General features: G+C 32.8%; 15 protein-coding genes and 1 pseudogene. 9 read left to right on the plus strand and 7 right to left on the minus strand.

What is annotated here, in order from left to right; translation table 11 throughout:
- Window positions 1-159 precede the first annotated feature (159 nt).
- From KA833_RS00445 to KA833_RS00455, 3 genes and pseudogenes are all read left to right on the plus strand, one after another.
- Window positions 160-1,581: pseudogene (locus tag KA833_RS00445) on the plus strand (IS1182 family transposase); the annotation flags it as partial.
- A 620-nt stretch (window positions 1,582-2,201) separates the two neighbouring features.
- Window positions 2,202-2,870, plus strand: a complete 669-nt coding sequence (locus tag KA833_RS00450) for a hypothetical protein (RefSeq protein ID WP_245336247.1) — start codon at window positions 2,202-2,204, stop codon at window positions 2,868-2,870.
- A 14-nt stretch (window positions 2,871-2,884) separates the two neighbouring features.
- Window positions 2,885-3,094 (plus strand): DUF6007 family protein, encoded by a 210-nt coding sequence (locus KA833_RS00455; RefSeq protein ID WP_210128227.1) that lies wholly within the window; start codon window positions 2,885-2,887, stop codon window positions 3,092-3,094.
- A 107-nt stretch (window positions 3,095-3,201) separates the two neighbouring features.
- Here KA833_RS00455 and KA833_RS00460 read toward each other — a convergent pair whose 3' ends face one another.
- From KA833_RS00460 to KA833_RS00480, 5 genes are all read right to left on the minus strand, one after another.
- The gene (locus KA833_RS00460; RefSeq protein ID WP_210128226.1) at window positions 3,202-3,777 is read right to left on the minus strand and encodes a DsbA family protein; all 576 of its coding nucleotides are present in this window, start codon (window positions 3,775-3,777) and stop codon (window positions 3,202-3,204) included.
- 627 nt (window positions 3,778-4,404) lie between these two features.
- Window positions 4,405-4,656 (minus strand): hypothetical protein, encoded by a 252-nt coding sequence (locus KA833_RS00465; RefSeq protein WP_210128225.1) that lies wholly within the window; start codon window positions 4,654-4,656, stop codon window positions 4,405-4,407.
- A 118-nt stretch (window positions 4,657-4,774) separates the two neighbouring features.
- Window positions 4,775-5,548 (minus strand): ABC transporter permease, encoded by a 774-nt coding sequence (locus tag KA833_RS00470; protein ID WP_046206977.1) that lies wholly within the window; start codon window positions 5,546-5,548, stop codon window positions 4,775-4,777.
- Complete coding sequence (locus tag KA833_RS00475) at window positions 5,548-6,195, minus strand: ABC transporter ATP-binding protein (protein WP_019470105.1); 648 nt, start codon at window positions 6,193-6,195, stop codon at window positions 5,548-5,550. The genes KA833_RS00470 and KA833_RS00475 overlap by 1 nt, the downstream gene beginning before the upstream one ends.
- Before the next feature lie 115 nt (window positions 6,196-6,310).
- Window positions 6,311-7,084: a CPBP family intramembrane glutamic endopeptidase gene (locus KA833_RS00480; protein WP_210128224.1), complete on the minus strand. Its 774-nt coding sequence runs from the start codon at window positions 7,082-7,084 to the stop codon at window positions 6,311-6,313.
- Between the two features lie 178 nt (window positions 7,085-7,262).
- Here KA833_RS00480 and KA833_RS00485 point away from each other — a divergent pair, with 178 nt between their 5' ends.
- Window positions 7,263-8,846 carry an FMN-binding glutamate synthase family protein gene (locus tag KA833_RS00485; protein ID WP_210128223.1) on the plus strand — a complete coding sequence of 528 codons (1,584 nt, stop codon included), beginning with the start codon at window positions 7,263-7,265 and terminating at the stop codon, window positions 8,844-8,846.
- A 144-nt stretch (window positions 8,847-8,990) separates the two neighbouring features.
- Here KA833_RS00485 and KA833_RS00490 read toward each other — a convergent pair whose 3' ends face one another.
- Window positions 8,991-9,506, minus strand: a complete 516-nt coding sequence (locus tag KA833_RS00490) for a thioredoxin domain-containing protein (protein ID WP_210128222.1) — start codon at window positions 9,504-9,506, stop codon at window positions 8,991-8,993.
- Between the two features lie 199 nt (window positions 9,507-9,705).
- Between KA833_RS00490 and KA833_RS00495 the strand changes: the two genes are divergently transcribed.
- A complete protein-coding gene (locus KA833_RS00495; RefSeq protein WP_019470101.1) occupies window positions 9,706-10,782 on the plus strand; it encodes a M42 family metallopeptidase in 1,077 nt (358 codons plus the stop codon).
- A gap of 115 nt (window positions 10,783-10,897) precedes the next feature.
- On the opposite strand, the gene KA833_RS00500 is transcribed toward KA833_RS00495, so the two are convergent.
- On the minus strand, window positions 10,898-11,716 hold the full coding sequence (locus tag KA833_RS00500; protein WP_210128221.1) for an SDR family oxidoreductase: 819 nt from the start codon (window positions 11,714-11,716) through the stop codon (window positions 10,898-10,900).
- Window positions 11,717-11,909: 193 nt separating this feature from the next.
- On the opposite strand from KA833_RS00500, the gene KA833_RS00505 reads away from it, so the two are divergent.
- From KA833_RS00505 to KA833_RS00520, 4 genes are all read left to right on the plus strand, one after another.
- On the plus strand, window positions 11,910-13,451 hold the full coding sequence (locus tag KA833_RS00505; RefSeq protein ID WP_210128220.1) for an AbgT family transporter: 1,542 nt from the start codon (window positions 11,910-11,912) through the stop codon (window positions 13,449-13,451).
- A 162-nt stretch (window positions 13,452-13,613) separates the two neighbouring features.
- Window positions 13,614-15,143 carry an exopolyphosphatase gene (gene ppx / locus KA833_RS00510; protein ID WP_210128249.1) on the plus strand — a complete coding sequence of 510 codons (1,530 nt, stop codon included), beginning with the start codon at window positions 13,614-13,616 and terminating at the stop codon, window positions 15,141-15,143.
- A gap of 67 nt (window positions 15,144-15,210) precedes the next feature.
- The gene (locus tag KA833_RS00515) at window positions 15,211-17,370 is read left to right on the plus strand and encodes an RNA degradosome polyphosphate kinase (protein ID WP_019470097.1); all 2,160 of its coding nucleotides are present in this window, start codon (window positions 15,211-15,213) and stop codon (window positions 17,368-17,370) included.
- Between the two features lie 505 nt (window positions 17,371-17,875).
- Complete coding sequence (locus KA833_RS00520) at window positions 17,876-19,174, plus strand: D-serine ammonia-lyase (RefSeq protein ID WP_210128219.1); 1,299 nt, start codon at window positions 17,876-17,878, stop codon at window positions 19,172-19,174.
- Window positions 19,175-19,550: the final 376 nt, after the last annotated feature.

Genomic DNA, 19,550 nt, shown 5'->3' on the forward strand with positions numbered 1-19,550 from the left:
ATACTTAGCAATACATACTATTAAATTTATTTCAAAAAACAGGAAACGTAAGAGTTTGGGACATAATTCCTAACTCAAATTAAATAACACCTCATTCTACCGATTTTATTTATTCAGTAAAAATGAGGTGTTATTTTTATAATCTACGATTTTGTTCGTGCATGCTCTTATCACCCTAAATTAATGTTGAAGATCATACTTTATTCATATACGCAATCTGTTTTCTCTAAAAGAAGCATCGAGAGTTTTCTTAAAGACAGTGTTCGTATGATGTGGTTGTCACAGCATCAAACACCTTCTTATAGAACGATAAATCGTTTTAGAGTTAATCCTATAATTGATCAATTATTACAGTCATTGTTTATTAATTTCAGAACGCAACTTGTCGAACAAGCGCTCATTGATGAGGATAGTATTTATATAGGCGGTACTAAGATTGAAGCAAATGCCAATAAATACACATTCGTTTGGAGAAAAAACACAGAAAGATTTAATCAAAAAGTGGTTGAACAATCGAAAGAAATTTATCGTGAAGCAATTGTAAACAAAGTAATACCTGAATTAAGGGATGAGAATCAAGATATTACACTTGAATCGCTTCAACAATTAGAAACGAGATTAGAAGAAAAAATCGAAGATTTAAGCAATGATATTAATCATTCGAAAAATGTAACAGAACGAAAAACGATGCGATCTGAAAGAACAGAAATAAAAAAGACTAAAAAAACAGTAAGTGAAAATATTGATAGGCAAATAAAGTATCAAATACAATTGGATATATTAGGCGAAAGAAATAGTTACTCTAAAACTGATCATGATGTAACCTTTATGAGAATGAAAGATGATCACATGATGAACGGGCAATTAAAACCAGGTTACAACTTACAAATCGCAACAAATTCACAATTTGTTTTAGCCTATGACATATTTCCAAATCCAACAGATACTAGAACACTTACACCATTTTTAAACAATATTAAAAATAATTACTTTAATCTACCAAGCTATATTGTTGCAGATGCTGGCTATGGCAGCGAGGAAAATTATAAAACTATTTTAGATGAATTTAACAGAGTGCCATTAATCACTTATAGTATGTATTTAAAAGAGAAAACTAAGAAATATAAAGAAAATATATATAACACAAAAAATTGGAAGTATGATGAAATAAGAGATGAGTTTACATGTCCAAGCAATCGTAGATTGCCATTCAAACGCTATGCCTATCAGAATACAAATAAGAAAATAATGAAAAATAATGTGTGGGAATGCTTTAAATATATGACACAAAAACTGCTTTCAACTCCTGAAACTGAAAAAATCTATAAACAAAGAAAAGTCGATGTAGAACCAGTTTTCGGATATTTGAAGGCTATTTTGGGTTTCACTCGTATGTCATTACGAGGAAAATCCAAAGTAAAACGCGAACTTGGAATTGCCTTAATGGCAACAAATATAAGAAAAATGGTAGCTCTAAGAGCTACCAAAAACATTCTTCAAATTAAAAAAGAGCGAATTTCACTTTTTATCGTGATTTTCGCCCTTTTATTCGATTTTCTGACACTTTATGTCTCAGCCTCGTTAGAAAATATACTTTCTATCAATATTGCTATACTTGCTATGCTTCTGTTAATGGTTGCTAGCCATAATCTTGCTGTTTTTGAACGTTCAGACTTTTGTTGCTTAAGTCGTTCCGTTCGTGAAAAGTAGTTATTCTCCATATAATCTGCCCTCGCTTTCATACTCTTCTGCTAAAAAGAATAATTTAAGGGCTATATAGTCACTTGCTACGATAGTACGATGTAACACATATAATAATATAGCACGTGAGTTTATGTGTATCGTGTTAATTAGGCTCATTTTGTTACTTTAAAAGTAAAAATACATTTATTTTTGAGCATGTTGAAAATGTATAAATAATCATACGAGTGTTAATATACACCCAATCACTGTTAAATAAATATTCTTTAAATAGCGCTGTTATGCAATTGTATATTTTATGTATAACACAATAGAGAAAGTGAAGTAGTAAAATGTTGATTTAATGGTATTTCAGATTACATTAAAGTTTACATAATGAATGTTTTATAGGAAGCTTGATATTCATTTTATATAAATTAATAGGATTTTGAATAAGGTTTACATTTTTTAAATATATTGATAGTCTTGCTTTATACAATATAAAAAGGAGATGCTTAAATATGTTTAAAAAATCAATCGTATTCATACTTTCTTTTTTAGTGGTTATTACTACTGTTTTCAGTCCTAATACTAATGCTGAAAGTAATTCTAATTCTCAACTTAACAAAGATGATTTAGAAAAAATAGACTTAGACAAAGTGGATAATCTTGATTCAGCACTCTCTAATTTAAACTTAAATAGAGATAACCTATTAGATAACAACAATAGAATCAAAGGAGAAAATTACGGTTTTATTAATGCTAAAGACAGCAATGGTACATACTATAATTTTTATCTAGAAGGTAATACTATAAATTATTATAGTATTCAAAAGAAAATGGATAATTCTAATAATTCTTTTGTGCTTTATGATATGAACCAAAACTATCTTTTAGATTCAGAAATTAATCAAAACGGGGAAGTCGTTGAAGAAAACGTAGCACAAGGTAATGGCACAGCTTTTAGAGATTCTGGAATTAATAAAGCTGCGTTCAAATGGGCGTGTATTTTTTCTAGTGAAGTAGCATGTGTAGGAGTTGCCGCTGGTGCTGGTGCTGCTGGGTCAGTAGTTAGCGGTCCGTTTGGTGCTGCAGCTGGTTTTGCTGGCGGTAATGCTTGTAAATATATATTCCAAACAGCTGTAGAAAAATATGGTAGTAAAGATAAAGCTTGTTCCATTCTAGGATAAAAGAAGGTGCGCTAATGAATAATCTAAAAGAAGCAATTAATGGTTTAGGTTGGTTAGATTTAATTTTCCTAATCCCTCTTTTTTTCTTATACACATACTTACCTACTTATAATTTTTTAAGTATTTTATTAAACGTATTAATTATTATTTTAGTAGCTATGGGAATAGCTTTTTTATCCTTATCTATAAAGAATTATATAAAAAACAAGAATCACAATGGATAAACTTCATCAGCTCAAATTAGAAAAGCCGTATCTCCTTAATTGTGGATACAGCTTTTCTTTATAGAAATCAGGCTGATTATGAGTATTACTAAGTCAAAGCTCAACTCTTAATTGTTATTTTTAAGTGCTTGTTCGTATTCGGAGTATTTGTATGGATCTTCGATTTTTTGTTTATCCACAAACACTGTTGGAGCTTGCTTTATGTCATTATCTTTATATTCTTTGATATCTTCTTGTGCATCTTTCCATGATTGACTATCTTTTGTTTTATAATCTTTCTTTATTTTACTCGCTTTTTCTTTGCTTATATCTAAACCATCAATTTTCTTATCTAGTAATTTATTAGTAATCCATTCCCTTTTGTTATTTGGTTGACTACCAAACATACTTTTCTGAAAATCAAGATATTGACTAGGTGCTATATTTTTAACTGCGTGACCAGCTCTAGAACCTTTGATAGAATCTCTTCCGAGAAATGCCATATTAATAAATTTAAATTCTGCTTTATCAGTAACTATGTATTCTTTTTTTAATTTAGGCATTACTTTTTCTTCGACTTCTTTACAATAAGGGCACTTATAATCTCCATACACTATGATTTCTTTTTTTTCACTTTCTTTTTGCTGATTACATGCTGATAAAACAGCAATGCCTATAATAATTAAGACTAATATTCTTTTCATTATTCTTAAAACTCCTCTTCTTTGAAATTTAATTTGTTTAAGGATAATATAGTTTGGCATATAAATCTACATAGCTAACAGACATAACTGTAATACAGATCACTCTCTCAGCGTATAAAATACCCTTATAAGCTCGTAAGCCTATAAGGGTAAATCATAATGAAGTGTAAAACTGGAATGAAATGAAACAAATAAAATAAACGTTCAGCTCCCTGCCTGTAAAGGTTAGTGACAGGGAGCTCCTTTATTCCTATGGTTGATGACTAACCTCATTTGTTGTTATGGATATTTGACTAAAGTTACTACGTTCAATGGTTCATGATTATCAAACACTTGTCTGTCATGGTCTGCGAATATATTAAAATACACATGCTTTAATCGTTCTACACTCTATAGTGTAAATGCCTCACTAGTGTCAGGACTGAGTGCAACTATAACCATATCTCTATTTATATCCTTTAGTTTGTGCTTAGTTTCAATTTGTGCTGTATTGTTCATTGTAAAATATGCTCCTGTCAGTGTTAGATTTAGGGCTTATATTTTACTCCTTTTAGTTAATCCTCTGTGCATTCTCCCAAAGTGATAGCTGGCTGTTCTTCCTCATCTTCCCAACCACCAATTGTTAGCTCAACTGCGTTCATCAGACTGTACTTTGTCCGTCCACATTACATTGCTTTTAACTAACAGCTCATTAGCTCTTATTGAGTCTTTAACTAGTGTCGGTGTTTCAACAATTTGTGGTGTTTTCTCGGTTGTGCCGTTCTCGCTATGTTCAACAGTCACAACTTGATAGTCAGGCACTTCACGTCTTGCAATTCGTGTAAGCCCCTCAAGTATTTCTTGCTGGTCTGCAATAGCTTTACTCTTTAAAAACTCCATGTCTGTGAGCTGTCCTGTTTACGTTTCCTGTTAATCTAAATTTAAAATTTCTCATCAAATAGATTTGATTTTAGTAATTGTCATCATGTTTATTATAACAAATATACATCAAAAACTTTTAACGATTGTCTTTGGGGATATGTCGCGCAATTAATTGGTCTCGTTCATTAAAGAATTGACGATAACTCAAGTATGTTGCAATCAACGCTGACATAATTGTCGCTGTTGTATGAATAAATACTACTAAAAGTTGAAATTTAACAGCTTCCAATGGATCTACACCACCGATAATCAACCCTGTCATCATACCAGGAATCGAAACAATACCATACGTTTTCACTGAATCTATCGTTGGCACAATTGCCGTTTTGATACTTTCACGGATCGTTCCTTTGGAAGATAGTTTTGGATTAGCACCTAATGCCAATTTGGCTTCGATTTGACTCATTTCTTTAACGAATTCACGATCTAAATTTTGATACGCAAGATTAATAGCAATCAAACCATTACTTCCAAGCATGCCTGCAATTGGAATTACTTCATTAGGTTTGAATTCAATTGCGCCAGTGATCACAATACCGACTAATGGTAGCGCTACACCTATAAATATGGCAATAAAAGAAATCCAAAATACATGATGCATCACAGGTGAAGCTCTACTGATCGTGTTCCACGATGCATTAATAATGATGATCAATACAAACAAGAGCAACAACCATGTTTGGTTTACATCAAATATAAAATGAAGTAAATAACCTAAAATCACCAATTGAACAACTGCTCTTAAAGTTGCAACGAGTAAATCTTTAATTATGTGTAATTTTTCTTTATATGACACGATGATTGGAAAAAGTAGGAGTGTCGCAGTAAGTACTAAAGCAGTGGTACTCATCATAATTCCTCCTCCTTCTCAATTTGTCCATCCACAATTCTAATGCGCTTTTGGAAATGTCTCATACTTTGATCGTTACTATGTGTAATCCATAAAATTGTTGTACCTTCCTCTGCAAGCTTAAAGATTAAAGATTCAATTTTTTCACTGTTATGTACGTCTAAAGCACTTGTTGCTTCGTCTAATAATAATACTTTGGGTTTATACATTAGCTGTCTCGCAATCGTAACACGTTGCCGCTCCCCACCAGAAAGATGGTTTACGCTTGTATCAAAGTTATAATGACCTAACCCTACCGACTTCAAAAGTGCTTTAGCTCTTTTACGATTAAACTTATCATTTCTAATTTGAGCGGGGAAAGCTAAGTTATCACCAATAGTACTTTCAAACAAATCGCTTTCTTGTAATAAATAACTAATTTCCATTCTTAACTTTTCTGGACTAATATCTTCATATACTTGATTATTAAAATATAATTCCCCTTCTGTAGGACTTATCAAATTATTCATTAAGCGTAACAAAGTACTTTTGCCACTTCCTGAAGGCCCAACAATCGCAATCGTTTCTCCTGCTTCGATTTTCAAATTAATGTTATTGATAATTTGTCGGTTATCCACCTGGTATGAAACATTTCTAAGCTCTAACATTTTGAACCTCCTAGGTCATATATAGTTTATACCCTATTACGACTGTTTGATTTCCTGTCATTTTAGCATTCAATCGTTTTATTCAAAACACAACATTAAATATCACACGTAAACATTATTTTAAAAATACAATCGCAATAAAAGATATTAAATTATTAAAAGCATGCAGTGATATGGATACTGCTAGGTTTTTCCCACTTTTCAAATATACAAATACTAGACCAATCGCAATAAAAATATAGCTTCCGATTTCAAATGGGGATGTAGCCCCTAATACATGAATACCAGCAAATAATATAACTGATAATACACTTGCAGCAGCATATGTAATTTTTTTACCTAATTCATGAATGATGAGATGCCTAAATAATAACTCTTCAATAATCGGCGTCAAAATAACAATATCTAAAAATAAAAATGGGAGCATCCAATTGTCTCGAAATAGTGCTTCTAAAATCAATTGATTCTGTGTTTCATGATATTGTAATGACTTCGGTAAAAAAGTCATAAGCCAATCATATAAATTATTCAACAAGAGCGTAGATATGTATGCTATAAAAATAAGCAAAATATATTTACGAACTGATTTTAACCTGTTGATAGCAATTGCTGTAATATTATCTTTAGTATGCATGCCATAAAAACTTAAGATGATACATATTTCAGCAATAACACCACCAAAAATCAGTATATTCATATCACTTAAACGATACTTACTACCAATATTAAAAATGTCATATGATACGATTAATATCAGCGTTAATATAAGTGGTATAAGATAATTAGCAATGATGTATATAGGGATTAACCAAAAGTCTTTTTTAACAATTTTCTGATGCTGCCATATATGCTTTTTGGTTAATGGCGTTGCTGATGATTTGTCAGTCATATGTCACCTTCCTTGTAGCTGTTTAACAATAATATAACACAATATTTTATCATTATTATAAGTTGATTTACTTTTCTATTTGAAAATTACAATTAACCATTCTACCCCTTAACAGTGGAACACATTGTAAATTGCATAATTTATTGTATTATATAACTATATTAAGGGGGAATGTTACATGACTATTTTGACTATTTTACAGTTTATCGTCAACGTAATCATTGTCGTTTGTTTAATAAGCGTACTTGTTTTAGGGGCTGTATTGCTTTTTAAGGATAAACGACAAAAGCAACATAGCGTTTTACGCAATTATCCATTACTTGCACGTATTCGATATTTTGGTGAAAAAGTAGGTCCAGAATTACGCCAATATTTATTTTTAGCAGATACCAAAGGCAAACCTTTTTCTCGTAATGATTACACCAATATTGTATTAGCTGGTAAATATAATTCAAGAATGACTAGTTTTGGTACACAAAAGGATTATGAAGATGGGTTTTATATTCAAAATACGATGTTTCCGTTGCAATCTAAAGAATTACATATTAATCAATCACCGTTGATTTCATCATTTATTTATACAATTGATAATGAACGACTCTTTAATCGTGACGAACATCGCACAAAAGCAGAGATAGATCCATTTTATTTAACAGATGAAGATGCCATTATTTTAGGTCCTGAACTGAAACATCCGTTTAAACTTAAAAGGCTTGTTGGTCAATCAGGAATGAGTTATGGCGCATTAGGAAGTCATGCAATCACGGCGCTATCCAAAGGATTAGGACAAGCTGGAACTTGGATGAATACAGGTGAAGGCGGTTTATCAAAACACCATTTATCGGGCGATGCAGATATCATCTTTCAAATAGGTCCAGGTTTATTTGGCGTACGAGATAAATCGGGAGAATTTGATATGAATGCTTTCCAAAGTTTAGCAAATGAAGATACGGTCAAAGCTTTTGAAATCAAGTTAGCACAAGGTGCAAAAACAAGAGGCGGCCATATGCAAGGTAATAAAGTCACACAAGAAATTGCTGATATTCGTAATGTTGAACCTTGGAGGACGATTAATTCCCCTAACCGTTTTGAATCTATAGATAATCCAACCGATTTATTAGACTGGGTTACACAATTACAAAAAGTAGGTCAAAAACCTGTTGGTTTTAAAATTGTAATCAGCAAAGTATCAGAAGTAGAAGCGCTCGCACAAACAATGATTGAAACAAATCAGTTTCCGAATTTTATTACTATTGACGGCGGCGAAGGAGGCACTGGTGCAACATTTCAAGAATTGCAAGATGGCATAGGTTTACCTTTATTCACTGCTTTACCAATCTTAACAGGTGTACTCGAAAAGTATGGTATACGCAATAGAATTAAAGTATTTGCTTCAGGGAAACTTGTAACACCTGATAAAATTGCGATTGCATTAGGTCTAGGTGCTGATTTAGTCAACGTTGCAAGAGGTATGATGATTAGTGTCGGATGTATTATGAGTAGGCAGTGTCATATGAACACATGTCCTGTAGGTGTTGCAACAACAGATCCAAAACGTGAAAAGGGATTAATTATAGATGAAAAAAAATACCGCGTCACTAATTTTGTAACCAGCTTACATGAAGGCTTATTTAACATTGCTGCCACTGTAGGTGTAACTTCCCCAACTCAGATATCGAAAGAACACATCATTATCAAAAAGAAAGACGGTAACATTCAATCCATACATGATTATAAATTAAACTTACTAAATCATAATTAACTTCAAAGATTAAAACAAACACCTTTGTTAAAAATAAGCTTCAACAACATTTCGAAGGATAAGATAAGCATACGTCTGGGACGAATCACTGATGTCCAGACGTATTTATTTTGCAAATAGATATTTAAGTCCGATGGTTCATTATCATACAAAGTGATTCAATTGCTTTGTTAGCTTAGATTCTATCGTTTCTTGTTGATCTTCCAATGGATTGAATTCAAATAAATTACCATTAATAAAAACGGTCGGAATGCCTTTAATTCCTCTTTCAAATGCTTCTTCATGAATCGCTAACGAACGATCGTCAGCTTCTTTATGAGGTGTAAGATTATATTCTTCTTCCATTTTAGCTTCAATTGTCGAAAAACTTACTTTCCATTGAGCTTGTGTTTGGTATAACTCACGAATAATATCTAAGGTTTCTTCAGGTCGTTGATAGTTTAAATATATATTTGCTATTGTTCCTTTTAATAAGCCTTGCTTCGTTTTATCAAAATGTTTAATTGTATGTTGAACCTTCCCTTTATCAATGAATGGCTTTAATACAGTGTCTGCAGCGAAAAAGAAGTTTTTACAGTATGGACAAGCTAAATTGATAAAAGACTCCACTTTAATCGGTGCTGATTCTGAGCCTATTGTTAAATAATTAATTTCTGTCATCGTCTATCCCTCCACTTTGTTTATAATTATATTGAATCATGGACAGGTATTGAATGCACACGTTTAGCCTTACAATATCGTGCAACGTAAACTTCATCTAATGTTATGTAAATTAAATTAATAACACAAAGCTCAAACAATTAGCTTATATCGAAGTTCATGATAAAATGAATATAAATATTTGATTAGGGGGTATAACATGAACAATTCAATAAAATTACTAGAATCATTAACAAATGTTGACGGTATTGCAGGTCATGAAAAAGCAGTAAAAACACTTATGCGTGATTATTTGACGCCAGTAAGTGATGAAATTATTGAAGATAATCTGGGAGGTATTTTCGGTAAAAAAACGACCTCTACTGGTAATAAGACATTAATGGTGGCAGGTCATTTAGATGAAATTGGTTTTGTAGTTACTAAAATTGATAAAGATGGATTTTTAAAATTCACACCTATTGGTGGTTGGTGGAACCAAGTGATGTTATCTCAAAAAGTAACTGTCACAACTGATGAAGGCAAGAAAATCAGAGGTATTATTGGCTCCAAACCACCACATGCTTTATCACCCGAAGAACGTAAAAAAAATGTAGAAATAAAAGATATGTTCATTGATATTGGAGTTAAAAGTAAAAAAGAAGCTGAACAATTCGGCATTGAAATTGGCAATATGATCACACCATACAGTGAGTTTGAAACACTAGCTAATAGCAAGTATTTAACTGCCAAAGCTTTTGATAATCGTTATGGTTGCGCCCTTGCTGTAGACGTTTTAAACAACCTTAAACAAGAATCCATTGATATTAATTTAGTTTCAGGCGCTAACGTACAAGAAGAAGTAGGTCTTCGTGGCGCTAAAGTTGCAGCTAATAAGATTAAACCTGACTTAGCTCTTGCTGTCGATGTAGCTGTTGCCTATGATACACCAGGCATGTCTGGCCAAACTAGCGAGACAGCTATTGGACAAGGACCTGTAGTCATTATTATGGACGCTTCAAACATAGGTCATGTTGGTTTTACAAACCATATTAAAAAAATAGCTAAAGCACATAATATAGATATCCAGTTAGATTCTACACCTGGTGGCGGTACTGATGCTGGAAGTATTCATGTTGCCAATGAAGGTGTGCCTACGGTCTCTATTGGTGTCGCTCTACGTTATATGCATTCAAACGTCTCTGTATTGCATACAGATGACTATAAAAATTCGGTTGCCTTAGTGACTGAAATCGTTAAATCTTTAAACGACGATGCCGTAGATAACATCATTTGGTAAACCACTCAAATCTATAAAAAATAAAGCCGTAAACAAAGTGCTACCACTAATGTTTACGGCTTTTTGGTGCTTCTTAATAACTATTAAACTCAAATAATATCACTTTCACTCTAAATTATTCTGTAGAATCTTTCCAACGCGCATCACTCAACATTTCTCTTGGCCAAGTATATGCCGTCACACCACCATCAATTGTAATGGTTTCACCAGTTATAAAAGAACTGTCATCAGAAGCCAAGAAAGCAATGAGTTTACCTACTTCATCAGGTGTGCCCAAACGACCTAAAGGCGTAACCCACTTCTGATTTTCTCTAAATATTTTTCCTTGTTCATCTTCTTTAGTACCTGTTAATTTATCTACAAGTGGTGTTTCTATCGTACCTGGTGCGACTGCATTCGCTCTGATATGCTCACGTCCATATTCTATCGCTGTTGATCGAGTGAAATTGATGATACCTGCTTTTGCAGCATTATATGCTGAACGATTTAAATCTGCAGCATTTCCAGAAAATGACGCCATATTGATGATAGAGCCACCATTTGACATCATTAGTGGTAAAAAGAATTTAGTCATCAAAAATGTACCTCTTAAATCAACATTCATAATTCTATCAAACACATCGATTGGAAATTCATGAATACGTCCAGCGGCATTATCAATACCAGCATTATTACATAAAATATCAATATGATTATAATCTTCTTTAATAGATTGCGCAAGCCGTTCTACTGTATGTGCATCTGATACATCTACATTATATCCTGAAGCTTTATTACCGCCCTGGTTAATTACTTTTACTGTATCATGTACAGATGCAGAAATATCAATCGCTAAAACATGTGCCCCTTCTTTTGCCAATATTTGTGCAGAAGCAGATCCTATGCCAGTACTAGCACCTGTTACCACAGCAATCTTATTTTCTAATCGTCTCATCTATGAACTTCCCCTTTCACTTCACTACTGTTCAATATTAATTTATCTGTAATACATTTCCTTTTTAAATCAATTTTAAAACCTTTGTATAAAGCATTCATAGATGCCTTTTGCTTGGAAACATAAAATTTATCATACTCATTTCAAAATGAGTTTGTTATACTTTCGATAACTTATTGGGGAGGTAATAATAATGGGGTCAAATACGAGAGAAAAATCGACAATTATAAATAAATTTCTGAATATTGTAGAAAAAATTGGAAATAGATTACCTGATCCAAGTATATTGTTTTTTCTAATGTGTCTTGGGCTCGCAATCATTACATGGGTTGTTTCACTTTTTCATGTCACAGTAAAACATCCTGGAACAGGTAATACCATTGCCATCAAAAATATTTTAAGCAAAGATGGTATTGCTATGATTTTGAATGATGCGATCAAAAACTTTTCTGAGTTCCCTGCACTCGGTTTAGTATTATCAGTGATGCTTGGGGTAGGTATTGCTGAGAAAACAGGTTATTTTGATAAATTAATGGTACAAATTGTTCATAAAGCACCCAAGCAAATCATTGTGCCTGTAATTATACTTATAGGTATTATTGGCAATTCTGCAGGAGATGCTGCAACGATTGTTTTACCACCGTTAACAGCGATGGTCTTCATTAAATTAGGCTATCACCCTATTGCCGGGTTAGCGATGGCTTACGCATCAGCACTTGGTGGTTTTTCTGCGAATGTCATGATAGGAATGTCAGATGCATTGCTTTATGCCTTTACAGAACCAGCAACAAAGATTATTTCTGATAAAATTGCAGTTAATGTAGCGATGAATTGGTACTTTATTGCAGCTAGTGTCGTTGTATTATTGCCAACAATTTATTGGGTTACAATGCGTTTTGTCATCCCCCGTTTAGGCTCATATGACGATACACAGTCTAATATTAAAGTGGATGATACTAATCAAGGATTAACACTTAAAGAAAGTAAGGCTGTGTTTTGGGCAAATATAAGCTTTTTCACTACACTTATTTTACTTATCATTATGGCAATACCACAAAATAGTTTCTTACGTAATGTCAAAACTGGCAGTTTATTGAATGATTCTCCTATTATTAATGGGATTGGTTTAATTATTTTACTTATTTTTTTGGTGCCTGGTTTGGTGTACGGCATGTTAATGAAGGAATTTAAAAATTCTAAAGATTTAGGTAAAATGCTTGCTGATTCTATGGCTTCTATGGGGTCTTTTATTGTTATTGTCTTTTTTGCAGCACAATTACTGGCATTTTTAGAATGGAGTAATTTAGGTGTGATTGTAGCAGTACAAGGTGCTGAAGTACTTCAAGATCAAAACGGTATCGTCCTTATTTTAGGAGTGATTTTTTTAGGTGCGCTCATTAACTTATTAATCGGTAGTGCATCTGCTAAATGGGGAATTCTTGCTCCAATATTTATTCCAATGCTGATAATTGTAGGATTTCATCCTGCATTCACACAAATGTTGTATAGAATTGGAGATTCAATTAGTAACCCAATTACGCCAATGATGCCTTATTTGCCATTACTTTTATCTTATGCTCAAAAATATGATAAACACATGAAATTAGGCTCACTGTTATCTAGTTTAATGCCTTATACCATTATTCTAAGTATTGTATGGCCCATATTCATGATTATATGGTACTTACTTGGCTGGCCATTAGGCCCTGGAGGCCCTTTACACATCAATGAATAAGTCAAAAACAATATTAAATTTCAAACTATATAAAAATCATTACCATGAATTGAACAATATTCAATTGATGTATCACAAATCATGCTATTTATTGTAATATTAAAGAGAAAAGTGGGTAAATAAATTTATAAACAACTATTTACCTCATATATACAGGAGGAGATTATGGAACGCATAGGATTAGTAGACATCGGATCAAATACAATAAGGTTAGTTATTTTTGAATTCGATACTAAAACAGGATTAAATGAAATTTTAAATATTAAAACGCCCGCACGCTTAAGTCAATATTTAACCGATGATTTAAAGATGAACCAAGATGGTATCGATGTGTTGACAACAACATTACACAGCTTTAAAAGCGTCGCTAATAAATTTGAAGTAAACGAATTACATCCTGTTGCGACAGCTGCTATTAGACAATCTACCAATCAAAATGAAATTATCAAACACATTAAAAGCGAACTTGACATCAGCATCAAAATCATTCCTGATCAAGAAGAAGCTTTTTATGGTTTTTATGCCATCACTCATACTACAGATGTAGAAGATGGTATTTCTATCGATATTGGTGGTGGTTCTACAGAAGTCACTTTATTCAAAGATAAAACAATCATTGAAGCGCATAGTTTCCCATTTGGCGTTGTAACATTAAAACGAAAATTCTTCGAAGATAAAGATCATAATGATAAATCAGCAATTAAAGCAATGGAAAAATTTATAGCTAAGCAATTCGAACAGCTACCATGGTTACAAGACCAAAAAATTGCTTTAGTCGGTATTGGTGGATCGGCTCGTAACGTAGCACGCATTCATCAGTCAGAACATTCTTATCCCATTGGTGGTGTTCATAACTACTCAATGACTGAAGAAGATATGGATGAGGTATATAAAATAATTAAAAAGAGTTCACGTGATGACTTAAAAGATATTGATGGATTAAGCAGAGACCGTATAGACATCATATTACCAGCAGTATCCGTATTCAAAACTTTATTCGAACAAATCAATGCAACCCACTTCACTTTCTCACGCAAAGGGCTACGTGAGGGCTATATAATGAAGTTGATATCCGAACGTCACCCACAAGAATTTAAAAAAGAAAATATTAGAAAAGATGCATTATATCATTTAGCTAATGAATATAGCATCGAAGAATCTAGTGCAAAACAACGCGTTAAATTGGCTCAATCATTGTTATCACAACTGATTGACTTAGATAAAATTCAAGTTACTAAAAAAGAGCAAGAACTTTTTGCGGAAGGTGCATATTTATATTATTTAGGAAGATTTATTGACGCAGATTCTAGTTCACCGCATACGTATTATATTATAGCGAATTCAATGATTGATGGTTTTCCACATGAAGATCGCGTCAAACTTGCAATGTTAGCAAGTTTTAAAAATAAATCTCTTTTAAAATTTTATAGCCAAGAGACCGCATGGCTACGTGGCAAAGAGTTGGATCATATTCAATTTTTAGGCGGTATTATTAAATTTGTAAATGCCCTAAATATATCACATACTAGCCCAGTGGAACGTGTGGCACTACAAGAAGAAGATGGTGCTTATACTTTGTATGTCCATTATATTGGTGAACCGATTGCTGAAGAATATCAATCACTTAGACAAAAAAAGCATATCGAGAAAATTTTAAAAGAAAATCTTTCTATCATCTTTACAAAATCTTAAAATTCATATGATAAATTGTACGTAGCAAAATATGTTAACAAGACTACAATAAGGTGGAATTAGAATTATGCAAAAGAAATTGGGAGAGAGAGATTTAAATTTACCACAATATTATAATAATAGAGAGCTCAGTTGGTTAGATTTTAATTATCGCGTATTACAAGAAGCTGAAGATAAAAACAATCCTTTATTGGAACAATTAAAATTTATTTCTATATTTAGCTCTAACTTGGATGAATTCTTTATGGTGCGTGTGGCCGGATTACAAGATCAAGTTAAAATGGGCTATGATAAACCTGAGAACAAAGCACAACTCACACCTAAAGAACAACTTGAGCAAATAAAAATAAAAAATAAAAAATATGTAGATTTACAGTATGCACGTTATAACGAATTAGTAGAACTGTTAAAACAACATCGTGTGGAAGTAACAAAACCTGAATCTTTACCAGAGTCTTTATTACCACAGTTAGAACGTGAATTTAAAACAGGTATCTTACCTACATTAACACCATTAGGTATCGATGCTTATCATCCTTTCCCAAAATTAAACAATAAAAGCTTGAATATATTTGTAGATATTGATACCGATGATGCAATTAATTCGGCTATTGTACAAATACCATCATTAATTCCAAGATTTTATACATTAAATCAAGGTCAAACTCAATACGTTGTAATGTTAGAAGATATTATCACTTATTATATTAATGAGTTATTCACTGGCTATGAAGTGTTAAATACCTTCACCTTTAGAATTACACGTAATGCCGATCTAACCATCCATGAAGATGGTGCCGAAGATTTGTTAATTGAAATAGAACGCTTCTTAAAAGAGCGTAAACGCGGAACAGCAGTACGTTTAGAGATAGACGGAAGACAAGCAACTTATGAAGACGTTGTTTGGATTATCAATCAGTTGGAAGTTCATGATAATGATGTCTATTTTGTAGACGGTCCATTAGATTTAACACTGCTTTTCGATCTTGTAGACCATTTATCTAATAGTTTAAAACATTTAACATATAATAAATATCTACCACAACCACCTCAATCTTTGGGTAATGAAGACATTTTTGATTTATCATTAAAACGTGATATTTTCTTTCATCATCCCTATGAATCCTTTGAACCAATTGTAGATTTCATTCGTGATGCTGCAAATGATCCGAACACGATTGCTATTAAACAAACATTATATCGTGTAAGTAAAGATTCACCAATCATTAATAGTTTGAAAACAGCTGCAGAAAATGGTAAACAAGTAACTGTGCTCGTTGAATTAAAAGCACGTTTTGATGAAGAAAATAATGTTCACTGGGCAAGAATGTTAGAAGATGCAGGCTGTCATGTTATTTATGGTATGACATATTTGAAAACGCATAGTAAAATTTCGCTTGTGGTCAAACGCAACAATAACAAACTCACATCTTTCGTACATTTAGGTACTGGAAACTACAACGATAAAACAGCTAAGCTCTATACAGATATGGGCATTATCACAACAAATCAAGAAATAGCAGAAGATGCTATTAACTTCTTTAACTACCTCAGTGGATATACATTGAAACCAGAATATAATAAACTCATTGTAGCTCCATACGACATACGTGATGTATTCTTAGCTCGAATAGACAAAGAAATCAAATCACATCGTGAAAACGGTAATGGAAAAATTATGATGAAGATGAATTCATTAACAGATAAAGATATTATTCTTAAATTATTTGAAGCTTCTCGTGCTGGTGTCAAAGTTAAATTAATTATTCGCGGTATTTGTTGTTTAAAACCAGGCATCCCAGATGTCAGCGATAATATTGAAGTAGTAAGTATCGTTGGTCGTTTCCTTGAACACTCTCGTATCTATTACTTCCATAATAACGGTGATGAAAAAATTTACCTCTCTTCAGCAGATGCAATGACACGTAATATGATTAAGCGTGTAGAAATATTGTTCCCTGTCGAAGATAAAAAAATTGCTAAACGCTTATTAGATTATATGAATTTACAATTATCAGATAACCAAAAAGGTCGATATCAGGACGAACAAGGTTATTATCATTATATTCATAATAATTTATCACCATTAAATTCACAGGCTTATTTAATGAAAGAAGCGATGACATTTGGCCAAAAATTAAAAGAAGCTTCTACCCTGCCACAAGAAGTTCCTATACAACATAAAAATCGATGGTTTTCTAAACTAAAAGATACGTTTAAACGATGATAAAGAACCACTTCCCAACTTGTTGGGTTAGTGGTTCTTATGCTTTCGAGCAGCAAGTGAGAAAGTATACGTTATACACTTCCCAACCTGTTGGGTTAGTGGTTCTTATGCTTTCGAACGGCAGAGAGAAAGTAAACTTATCCACTTCCCAACTTGTTGGGTTAGTGGTTCTTATGCTTTCGAACGGTAGAGAGAAAGTAAACTTATTCACTTCCCAACTTGTTGGGTTAGTGGTTCTTATGCTTTCGAACGGCAGAGAGAAAGTATACGTTATACACTTCCCAACTTGTTGGGTTAGTGGTTCTTATGCATGAGCTAAAGCTCAGGTAATCCTTATTGCGAAATCATCTTTATCGGTTTCGTATGATATCCTCTTATTAAATAATAAAAAATTCATCTCATTCTCAACTTATAGCATTTTGAAATATCAGTTATATAACATCTTATGTATCTAATTTTGCTATAATAAACACTAAATACTATTAACTTTTATGAGGTGTCACTTATGATAAATGTTGAAAAATTAAAAAGTAAATTTCCTTTAGTCAATGACATGCAACAATATAAACCGATATTTTGGAAAAATCCAAATTTTCGTAATGATGAAACATTCCCTTTTTCATTAGATGATATAGAAGATGCTGCAGCAAGGTTAGAACGTTTTAGCAGTTATATACGTAATGTTTTTCCTAAAACTGAAAAAGACCATGGTCTGATTGAATCCCCACTAAAAGCAATCCCTTTTATGCAACAAGCATTAGTTGACTCTGAACACCTTGAGCAAAGTGGTAAATTATGGCTTAAATGCGATAGTCATCTTGCTATTTCAGGCTCTATAAAGGCAAGAGGTGGTATATATGAAGTTCTAAAACTAGCTGAATCTATCGCTATAAAGGAATGTGGTTTAAAATATACAGATGATTACAAAATTTTATCCGAATCAAAATATAAAGCGTGCTTTCGTAAATATACCGTTGCTGTCGGTTCAACTGGTAACCTAGGTTTAAGTATTGGCATCATAAGTGCACAATTAGGCTTTCAAGTTATTGTACATATGTCTAGTGACGCGCGCCAATGGAAAAAGGACTTACTTCGGTCACGCGGTGTGAAAGTTGTTGAGCACCAATCTGATTATCAATATGCAGTTGCTGAAGGACGGAAGGCTGCAGAAAACGACCCTACTTGTCATTTCATAGACGATGAAGGTTCTGCTGATCTTTTCTTAGGTTATACAGTTGCTGCTTTACGGTTAAAAACACAACTTAGCAATGAAGGTATACAAGTAGATGCACAACATCCCCTTTTTGTTTATCTGCCTTGTGGTGTTGGTGGAGGTCCAGGTGGTGTTGCCTTTGGATTAAATCAAGTATTTGGCGATCATGTGTATTGTCTTTTTGCTGAACCTACACATGCACCATGCATGACATTAGGAATGATGACACAACTGCACAACCAAATAGCTGTAACAGATATTGGATTAGACGGCCGTACTGATGCAGATGGTCTTGCTGTTGCCAGACCTTCAAAACTCGTTGGTCATATAATGAATTCATTATTATATGGTGCTTTTACTGTGGAAGATCAACAAATGTACCGATATTTATATTTGCTTAGTCAAAAGGAACGTATATTTGTCGAACCCTCTGCAGCATCAGGGTTTTCAGGTTTAAAAGCAGTGTTGAAACATACCGACAAAACTCATTTTAATTTATCTAATGCCAATCATATTGTATGGGCAACTGGTGGTAATATGGTACCTAAGGAAGAAATGTTAAAATGTGTGGCTCAAGGCAAACAATCATAAACGTCAACGATTTAGAAACATACCCGACAACAAACATTTAACTTTAAGTATACACCCCCCTTTTATGTTTTGCTCGATACCTTATCTAAAAAAACGCATATATAATAACCTTGCTTCTTTTTCAATGATGGCATTAGGCTTGGTTAAAATTTATAATAAATATAATATGTTCGAAGTGGCATCGTCACACTTACTTTCACTCTAAAACCTAAAACAATATTTTAGGTTTTATTTTTTTATATAAATATAGATAAAAGAGTCTAAAGTCACGTTGCCAAGAATATTTTCTGAATATTTATTGAATTCTAAAATCAACTATGTTAAAGTATGTTTTATCAATTCACTTTAGTTCGGTAGAGAAACAAAGTATTTAATA

The sequence above is a fragment of the Staphylococcus sp. GDY8P67P genome, from assembly GCF_017892545.1.
GTDB lineage: Bacteria > Bacillota > Bacilli > Staphylococcales > Staphylococcaceae > Staphylococcus > Staphylococcus ureilyticus.